7 protein-coding genes are annotated in these 7,678 nt (G+C 74.9%); 4 read left to right on the forward strand and 3 right to left on the reverse strand.

What is annotated here, in order from left to right; translation table 11 throughout:
• Positions 1–551, reverse strand: a 551-nt coding sequence (locus tag CCN33_RS26425) for an FAD-dependent oxidoreductase (protein ID WP_140394685.1), incomplete at its 3' end; no start/stop codon positions are given.
• A complete protein-coding gene (locus CCN33_RS26430; protein WP_086695970.1) occupies positions 548–1,147 on the reverse strand; it encodes a TetR/AcrR family transcriptional regulator in 600 nt (199 codons plus the stop codon). The genes CCN33_RS26430 and CCN33_RS26425, both read right to left, overlap by 4 nt.
• 80 nt (positions 1,148–1,227) lie before the next feature.
• Between CCN33_RS26430 and CCN33_RS26435 the strand changes: the two genes are divergently transcribed.
• From CCN33_RS26435 to CCN33_RS26450, 4 genes are read left to right on the forward strand one after another with little or no spacing between them, the layout of a single operon-like run.
• Positions 1,228–2,820 carry an FAD-binding oxidoreductase gene (locus CCN33_RS26435; RefSeq protein WP_086695971.1) on the forward strand — a complete coding sequence of 531 codons (1,593 nt, stop codon included), beginning with the start codon at positions 1,228–1,230 and terminating at the stop codon, positions 2,818–2,820.
• A 20-nt stretch (positions 2,821–2,840) separates the two neighbouring features.
• Positions 2,841–3,752: a YegS/Rv2252/BmrU family lipid kinase gene (locus tag CCN33_RS26440; RefSeq protein ID WP_086695972.1), complete on the forward strand. Its 912-nt coding sequence runs from the start codon at positions 2,841–2,843 to the stop codon at positions 3,750–3,752.
• A 41-nt stretch (positions 3,753–3,793) separates the two neighbouring features.
• Entirely contained in the window at positions 3,794–5,059 is a 1,266-nt protein-coding gene (locus CCN33_RS26445; RefSeq protein ID WP_086695973.1) for a glycosyltransferase family 4 protein, read from the forward strand.
• Entirely contained in the window at positions 5,056–5,850 is a 795-nt protein-coding gene (locus CCN33_RS26450; RefSeq protein ID WP_086695974.1) for a hypothetical protein, read from the forward strand. The genes CCN33_RS26445 and CCN33_RS26450 overlap by 4 nt, the downstream gene beginning before the upstream one ends.
• A 7-nt stretch (positions 5,851–5,857) precedes the next feature.
• Here the strand turns inward: CCN33_RS26450 and CCN33_RS26455 are convergent.
• Positions 5,858–7,678: glycoside hydrolase family 5 protein (locus tag CCN33_RS26455; protein WP_086695975.1), on the reverse strand; the 1,821-nt coding region annotated here is incomplete at its 5' end.

Below are 7,678 nucleotides of genomic sequence, written 5' to 3' on the forward strand. Positions count from 1 at the left end.
ACCTGGTGACCGCGCAGCCCGCTCGCGCGCACCGAGGGCGCCAGGTGCCGGGCCTCCGCCGCCGTCAGCCGGCGCGGTACCGGCAGTACCCCGCGCGGGGTGCGGGCGGCCCTCCGCAGCATGTCGCCGGCCCGGAAGCCCGCCCACGCCAGCGACGCCTGGGCCCGCGACACCAGCGGGGTCAGCGGCAGGACGAAGGGCTGCGCGGTCACCAGGTGCGGTGCCGTACGCGTCATCAGCACCCCCCGCTCGACCGCGCTCTCGTGGGCCACGTCGAACTGCCCGGCCGCCAGATAGCGCAGGCCGCCGTGGATCAGCTTGGAACTCCAGCGGGAGGTGCCGAAGGCCAGGTCGTGGGCGTCGACGGCGACCACGTCCAGACCGCGCGCCGCCGCGTCCAGGGCGACGCCCGCCCCCGTCGCGCCGAGGCCCACCACCAGCAGGTCGGCCGTGCCGCCCCCGGCCGCCCTGGCCAGCTCGCGGGTGCGGCGGGCGGCGTCGAGCGACGAACCCGGTGCCGCCGTACGGTCGGCGCGGTCGCGGTTGCTCATGGGGTGAGGGTCCTCTCCAGAAGGGTGCGCAGCTCGCCCAGGAAGGCGGCGGCGTCCAGCTCGGCGTCGTCCTCGTCGGTCATGGTGCGCAGCGACAGCGCGAAGGACTGCACCAGCAACAGCAGGGCGCGGGCCTGGCGTTCGGGGTGCGTCACACGCACCGAGCCGTCGGCGTGGCCCTCGCGCAGCGCGTCGGTCAGGAGCGCCAGCAGGGCTTCCTGGGTGGCGCCGCGCCGGTCGAGGACGTAGGGGAGCAGCAGCTCGGGGTCGACGTCCAGGATCTTGTGGAACAGGGGGTGGTCCCGGAACTCGGTGACGCCCGCGACCAGTCCGGTCACGAGCCGGGCGCGGGTGTGCGGGCCCTCGGACGCGCCGGGCATCGCGCGGGTGGCCACGGCGAGCCACTCGCGGGTCATCAAGTCGCCCACCAGCGTGCGCAGATCGGGCCAGCGCCGGTAGAGGGTCATCCGGGAGACCCCGGCGCGGCGGGCCACGTCGGCGAGCGTGGTGCGGCGGACACCTACGGCCAGGACGCAGTCGCGCACCGCGTCGAGCACGGTGTCGGCGTCCGAACGGTTGTGACGGATGGACGTCATGTGTAACAGTGTAACGCCCCGGCGGCCGGGGGGAGATGGCGCCGCACACACCGAACCGACGTGGTGAGGACGACCGTCCGATGGACATGCTGTGGAACGGCTGGGGCGACCCGGCGAAGGCGGCCCCCCTGCCCGACGCGGTGGCCGGGCTCCTGCACGACCTGCTCGGCGTCCGCCCGAGCCCGTCGACGCCCGTCGCGCTGAACGACCTTGAGCCGTCGGAGCCCACGCTCGCGTCGGCTGCCCTGAAGGACCTCGCCGACGCGGTGGGCTCGGCGGACCACGTCCGCACCGACACCGAGAGCCGCGTCCGGCACATCCGGGGCAAGTCCACCCCCGACCTGCTGCGCATCCGCGCGGGCGACCTCACCGACGTACCGCAGGCCGTCGTCCTGCCGGCCTCCCACGAGGAGGTGCTCGCCGTGCTGCGGGCCTGCGCCGCGCACCGGGTGGCGGTCGTGCCGTACGGCGGCGGCACCAGCGTCGTCGGCGGACTCGCCCCCGAGCGCGGCGAGTTCATCGCGCTCGACCTGCGCCGGATGGACGCCCTGCTCGACCTCGACCCGGTCTCCCGCACCGCCGTCCTCCAGCCCGGCCTGCGCGGCCCGCAGGCCGAAGCCCTGCTCGCCCCGCACGGCTTCACCCTCGGCCACTTCCCGCAGTCCTTCGAGTGGGCCACCGTCGGGGGCTTCGCCGCCGCCCGCTCCAGCGGCCAGGCGTCCGCCGGGTACGGCCGCTTCGACGAGATGGTCCTCGGCCTGACCCTCGCCACCCCCGAGGGCACCGTCGAAACGGGCCGCGCCCCGCGCTCCGCCGCCGGGCCCGACCTCCGCCAGCTGGTCCTCGGCTCCGAGGGCGCCTTCGGCGTCATCACCTCCGTCACCGTCCGGGTACGGCCGCGGCCCGAGCAACGCCTGTACGAGGGATGGCGGTTCGCCACCTTCGCCGAGGGCGCCGCCGCACTGCGCCGGCTCGCCCAGGACGGGCCCCGGCCCACCGTGCTCCGGCTCTCCGACGAGACGGAGACCCTGGTCGGCCTCGCCCAGCCCGACGCCATCGGTGCCGCCCTCGCCGACGGCGGCACCGGCTGCCTCGCCGTCACCGGCTACGAGGGCACCCCCGCCGACACCGCCCGGCGCCGCGAGGAGGCGGCCGCCGTCCTGCGGGAGTGCGGCGGCACCCTCGTCGGCACCGAACCCGGCGAACGCTGGGCCCACGGCCGATACGCAGCGCCCTACCTGCGCGACGCCCTCCTCGACGCCGGCGCCTTCGCCGAGACCCTGGAGACCGCCGCGTTCTGGTCCCGGATACCCGAGCTGTACACCGCCGTACGCACCGCCCTCACCGACACCCTCACCGGCGCCGGCACCCCGCCCCTGGTGATGTGCCACATCTCCCACGTGTACGAGAACGGCGCCTCCCTCTACTTCACCGTCGTCAGCGCCCAGGGCGACGACCCCGTCACCCACTGGACCCCCGCCAAGCACGCGGCCAACGAGGCCGTGCTCGCGGCGGGCGGCACCATCTCCCACCACCACGGCGTCGGCACCGACCACCGCGACTGGTACGTACGCGAGGCCGGGCCCCTCGCCGTGGACGCGCTGCGTGCCGTCAAGGCCCGGCTCGACCCCGCCGGGCTGCTCAGCCCCGGCGTCCTGCTCCCCACCGACTGACCGCGCCCGGAGGCACACCGATGCGAGAGTTCACCGCCGTGGTCAACCCGACCGCGGGCGCCTCCACCGGGGCCGCCACGCTGCTCCAGGTGGCCCGGCACCTGCGCGAGGCCGGCGCCACCCTGGAGACCGAGTACAGCCACAGCCTCGCCCACGCCCGCGAGACCGCCCTGCGCGCCGGGGAGAGCGGCCGGGTCGTCCTCGCCGTCGGCGGCGACGGCATGGCCGGCGGCATCGGGGGAGCGCTCAGCGGCACCGGCGCCGTGCTGGGGCTCGTACCCGCCGGACGCGGCAACGACTTCGCCCGCGCCCTCCGCCTGCCCGCCGACCCCGCGGCGCTCGCCGGGATCCTGCTGCGCGCCGAGCCCCGGCGCGTCGACACCATCGAGATCGAGTCCGCCGTCCACCAGCGCACCGTCGCCCTCGGCAGCGTCTACGCCGGGGTCGACGCCCTCGCCAACCGGTACGCCAACCAGTCCCGCCTGCTGCGCGGCGCCGCCTCCTACTACGCGGGCGGCCTGCGCGCCGTGGCCTCCTGGCGTGCCGCGGACTACCGGATCACCGTCGACGGCGAGGAACAGCGCCACCGCGGCTACACCGTCGTCGCCGCCAACTCGCCCTACTACGGCTTCGGCCGTGCCATCGCCCCCGCCGCCGAACTCGACGACGGCCTCCTCGACATCGTGCTGATACGCGAGGCCCCGCGCCGCCTCTTCTTCACCCTGATGAACGAGCTGAAGACCGGCGCCCACCTCCGCCGCCCCGAGGTACGGGTGCTGCGCGGCCGTGAGCTGCGCATCGAGGCCGACCGGCCCGTGCCGTACGGGGCCGACGGCGAGGTGGAGGCCACCCTCCCCGTCACCGTCCGGGTCCGCCCCGCCGACCTGGCAGTGCTGGCCCCCGCACCGGGCCCCGAGGACACGAAGCGGTAACGTCTGGCAACCGCGCCCGTGTCGACAAGGTCTGGACCGGCATGAAGATCTCTTTCCTGCTCCACAACGCGTACGCGATCGGAGGGACGATCACCACCACCTTCAACCTGGCCGGGGCGCTCGCCGGACGGCACGACGTGGAGATCGTGTCCGTACTGCGCAGCCGCGAACGCCCCCCGCTCACCCTGGACCCCCGCGTCCGGCTGCGGCCCCTGGTCGACCTGCGCGAGGAGCAGGACCACCCGGCGCACCGCGAACCCGCGCGGGTCTTCCCGGCCGCCGAGGGGCGCCACCGCGAGTACAGCAGGCTGACCGACGAGCGGATCGCCGCCCACCTCGCCGGTACCGACGCCGAGGTCGTCATCGGCACCCGGCCCGGCCTCAACGTCCACCTCGCCCGCCAGGCACCGGACCGCGTCCTGCGCGTCGGCCAGGAACACCTCACCTGGGACCACCACTCGCGCCGGCTGCGCACCGTACTGCGCCGCGCCTACCGGGACCTCGACCTGATCACCACCGTCACCGACGCCGACGCCCGCGCCTACCGGCGCGGCACCTGGCTGCCCGGCGTCCGTGTGGAAGCCCTCCCCAACAGCGTCCCCGACCCCGAACTGCCGCCCGCCGGCGGCGACTCCCGGCTGATCGTCGCCGCGGGCCGGCTCGTCCCGATGAAGGACTACGACACCCTGATCCGCGCCTTCGCGCACGTCGCGGCCGCCCACCCCGACTGGCGGCTGCGCATCTACGGCAGGGGAGAGGAACGCGACCGGCTGCGTGCCCTCATCCAGCGGCTCGGGCTCAGCGACCACGCCTTCCTGATGGGCGCCGCCGTGCCGATGGAGTCCGAATGGGTCAAGGCGTCCATCGCCGCCGCGTCCTCCACCTTCGAGCCCTTCGGCATGACCATCGTCGAGGCGATGCGCTGCGGGCTGCCCGTCGTCAGCACCGACTGCGCGCACGGGCCCCGCGAGATCATCCGGGACGGTGCCGACGGACGGCTCGTGCCGGTCGGTGACCCGGACGCCTTCGGCGCGGCCCTGCTGGACCTGGTCCGCGACGATGAACGGCGGCGCACCATGGGCAAGTCGGCCCTGGAGAACGCCCGCCGCTACGCCCCCGAGGTCGTGGTGGCCCGCGCCGAACACCTGCTGGCCCACGCGCTCGCCGCCAAACGGGCGGGTCGGCGGCCGCCCGGCGAACCAGGTGCCGGGCGCCGTCGGCTGACGGCCGCCCAGCAGAGTGCCCACGACCTGGCCCACACGGCCGCCGCCAGTGCGGTGCGCACCGTGCGGGGGTGGCGACGATGAACCCCGTGCTCCGGGTGACCTGCGTGGCGGACGCCGACGGCCGCCTCACCTTCGGCCTCCCCCTCCCCGCGCCCGACTCCGCGCACCTGCTCCTGAAGGCCAGGTCCCGCAAGGGCGTCCCCGACCCCGCCGCACGCCGGCTCCCGCTGGAGGACGCGGGCGACGGGCGGGCCCTCGCCGTGCTGGAGCCGCTGCCCGCCCTGGAGGAGGGCCGCTGGGACGCCTTCCTGGTGCGCGAACCGGACGCCGAGCCGCAGCAGTTGGCCTCCGGCCCGCTGGATCTGCGGGTCCTCGTCGACGGCGCCCGTATCGACCGGCCGTCCCCGGTGGCGGTCCGCATACCGTACCGGGCGCTGGACGGCTTCCTCGCCGTACGGGCCTGGCTGCGTCCCGCGCACGCGGAGGCCGGGCCGATCGAGGTCGGCGACAGGGCCACCGCCGTCACCGCGCGCCTGCACGGCACGGAGCTGGGCGAGGACGCCGTCGTACGGCTGCGCGGGCGCCGCAGCCGCGAGGAGCGCACCCTGAGGGCGAGCGTCGGCGCGGACGGCCGGGGCTTCCGGTTCACCGTCGACCACGCGGACCTCACGGGCGTGGCCGTCCGCTACTGGGACGTGCACGTCCTGCCCACCCCCGACGCGGCCCCCGTCCGGGTGGGCCGCGTCCTGGACGACGTGGCGGACCGCAAACACTCCTTCGTGTACGCGGCCGCGCCCGACGGCGGCCAACTCGTCCGCCCCTACTACACGGTGGACAACGACCTCTCCTTCGAAGTCACCGACCCCGGCTGAGTCCCCGCTACGGCAGGGTCCGGCACAGCAGTGCCGCCGGGCCCTGCCGGGCCCCGAGGCGGGTGGTGAAGGCGATCCCGGCCGCGTACTCGTTCACCCCGCACTGGCCCTTGTACGCGCCTTCGGCGAACTCGCCGCCCGCGCCGTCCGGGGGCCGGTTGTCCGAGCGGTCGAACCACACCGTCCGCCCGCTGCCCCCGAGCGCCGGCCGGCCCGGTGCGCACAGGGCCGCCGACACCCGCTCGCCGCGCAGGCTGTAGCCGATCAGGAACGCGCCGGAGGGGCACTGCAGCTTGGTGTACCCGGACGCCCAGTCGCCGCCGGAGACGAACCGCTCGTCCCTGACGACGCTCTGCGCCCCGTCCGCCGCGCGCAGCCCGGCGGTCCCCGCGTCCGTGCACAGCCCGCGCCCGCCCGTGTGGCTCAGACCGGTCAGCCGCAGCCCGTCCGGGCAGGCCGCCTTGTACGCGCCCGAGTCCCAGTCGCCGGTGTTCCGCACCCGCAGCGACTCCACCGCGTCCCCGTGGTCGGTGTTCAGCATCTTCCACACGGCGGCCGTCGGGACGGGCCCGGTCCTCCCCGGTGTGTCCATCAGGTGCCGCCAGGCCGGGGCCCGCCAGTCGCCGGAGTCCAGGAGCCCGGAGCGGCGGCCGCCCTCGTCGTAGCGGAGCAGCGCCCAGTCGTCGTGGCCGTCGAAGCCGACCAGCGGCCAGTACGCGAAGTCGGCGTCGTGGTCGGTGAAGTATTCGGTGATGTTGCCGAACCAGGCGCGGGTCGCCGGGTTGGTCTCCCCGGCCCCGGCGCCGAACTCGCTGATCCACACCGGCGCGGTGTAGTGGCGGCCGGACTCCTCCACGAAGAACGCCTCGTCGGTGAGCGCCGCGTTCAACTCGTCGCGGGACAGGTCCTGGTAGCGGGCGTCATGCGTCTCGCCGATCCCGGTGGCGCCGCTGTGCCGGGGGCCGGTGTAGCCGTAGAAGTGGGCCGAGTAGACCAGCTTGTGGGAGTCGACCAGGGTGTGGGAGAGGGTGCGGGCCGGGGTCAACTGCGGCCGTCCGTGCGGGAGTCCGTCGACCGGGACGCCGGTCCAGTTGATGCCCTCGATCACGATGAGCAGTGCGGGGTTGGCCTCGGTGAGAATGCGGTCGCCGGCCGTCTGGGCCGCCGCGTACCAGTCGTGGGCGTCTCCCAGGCCCCAGTTGGGGTCGTCCAGGATGTCCCGGCGGACCTCGTTGTACAGGTCGGCACCGACGACGCCGGGCACCAAGGCGTAGCGGCGGGCCATGAACACCCAGTCGTCCGCCCACTGCTCAGTGGACTGGCTGCTGTTCCAGCGTTCGTTGCCGTCGATGCCGCAGCACCAGCGGGAGGTGTTGGTGTGGTTGTTCAGGATGACGGCGAACCCGGCCTGGCTGAGCGCGTCCACGACGGCGTCGTACACCTGAAGCGGGGTCTTGCCCCGCAACTGCGGATTGGCCGTGACCGCCGCGTCCGGTACGGGTGTGGTGCGGTGGACCAGCTCGTTGGAGAACGGCAGCCGGATGGTGTTGACGCCCAGCTCCCTGAAGTCGGAGAGCAGTCGGGCGATCGGGACCCGGTCGAGGCCGAGCGGGATGTCGTGCGCGTTCTGGCCCGCGTGGTGACTGGCCGGGTCGTCCACGCTGCCGCTGCCGTTGTAGGAACCCTGCGCGCCGTCCCAGTTGGCGGCCCTCAGCCGGAACCGGTTGCCCCGGCTGTCCACGATGTACCGGCCCTGCGTCGAAAGCGGGGCCGACCAGTCGGCGGCCGCCTGCGTCGCGGCGTGCGCGACCGGGGCCGGTACCGGCCC

The sequence above is a fragment of the Streptomyces recifensis genome, assembly GCF_002154615.1.
Classification (GTDB): domain Bacteria; phylum Actinomycetota; class Actinomycetes; order Streptomycetales; family Streptomycetaceae; genus Streptomyces; species Streptomyces griseoluteus.

Bases quoted from the DNA above. Each gene is read 5' to 3' on its own strand.
- CCN33_RS26430 (WP_086695970.1), bottom strand. From the start codon at position 1,147: ATGACGTCCATCCGTCACAACCGTTCGGACGCCGACACCGTGCTCGAC.
- CCN33_RS26435 (WP_086695971.1), top strand. From the start codon at position 1,228: ATGGACATGCTGTGGAACGGCTGGGGCGACCCGGCGAAGGCGGCCCCC.
- CCN33_RS26440 (WP_086695972.1), top strand. From the start codon at position 2,841: ATGCGAGAGTTCACCGCCGTGGTCAACCCGACCGCGGGCGCCTCCACC.
- CCN33_RS26445 (WP_086695973.1), top strand. From the start codon at position 3,794: ATGAAGATCTCTTTCCTGCTCCACAACGCGTACGCGATCGGAGGGACG.
- CCN33_RS26450 (WP_086695974.1), top strand. From the start codon at position 5,056: ATGAACCCCGTGCTCCGGGTGACCTGCGTGGCGGACGCCGACGGCCGC.